Below are 838 nucleotides of genomic sequence, written 5' to 3' on the forward strand. Positions count from 1 at the left end.
CTGGGATACCAGTTTTCTCCACGCCTGGCTGATGCCGGTGCTTCGGTTTTCTGGCGAATGGACCATGATGCCGACTATGGCGTGCTGAATGATATTGCCAGAGGGCAATCAGATCCCCGAAAAATAGTCCTTCAGTGGGACGAAATGATCCGGACCGCTGGCTCCCTGAAGCTGGGCAAAGTACAGGTTTCAGTGCTGGTCCGTTCATTGCTGAAAAGTGAACGTCCTTCCGGACTGACTCAGGCAATCATTGAAGTGGGGCGCATCAACAAAACGCTGTATCTGCTTAATTATATTGATGATGAAGATTACCGCCGGCGCATTCTGACCCAGCTTAATCGGGGAGAAAGTCGCCATGCCGTTGCCAGAGCCATCTGTCACGGTCAAAAAGGTGAGATAAGAAAACGATATACCGACGGTCAGGAAGATCAACTGGGCACACTGGGGCTGGTCACTAACGCCGTCGTGTTATGGAACACTATTTATATGCAGGCAGCCCTGGATCATCTCCGGGCGCAGGGTGAAACACTGAATGATGAAGATATCGCACGCCTCTCCCCGCTTTGCCACGGACATATCAATATGCTCGGCCATTATTCCTTCACGCTGGCAGAACTGGTGACCAAAGGACATCTGAGACCATTAAAAGAGGCGTCAGAGGCAGAAAACGTTGCTTAACGTGAGTTTTCGTTCCACTGAGCGTCAGACCCCTAAACTTATCATCCCCTTTTGCTGATGGAGCTGTACATGAACCCATTCAAAGGCCGGCATTTTCAGCGTGACATCATTCTGTGGGCCGTACGCTGGTACTGCAAATACGGCATCAGTTACCGTGAGC

At 51.0% G+C, this 838-nt stretch carries 1 protein-coding gene and 1 pseudogene; both read left to right on the top strand.

The window, feature by feature from the left end:
• Nucleotides 1-678 (top strand): Tn3 family transposase (locus K2184_RS28985; RefSeq protein ID WP_139113997.1); only part of this gene is annotated, 678 nt, incomplete at its 5' end.
• Between the two features lie 69 nt (nucleotides 679-747).
• Nucleotides 748-838, top strand: a pseudogene (locus tag K2184_RS28990) (IS6 family transposase); the annotation flags it as partial.

Origin of the sequence: Klebsiella sp. K5-306, assembly GCF_051835185.1 — a bacterium.
Lineage (GTDB): Bacteria > Pseudomonadota > Gammaproteobacteria > Enterobacterales > Enterobacteriaceae > Klebsiella > Klebsiella oxytoca.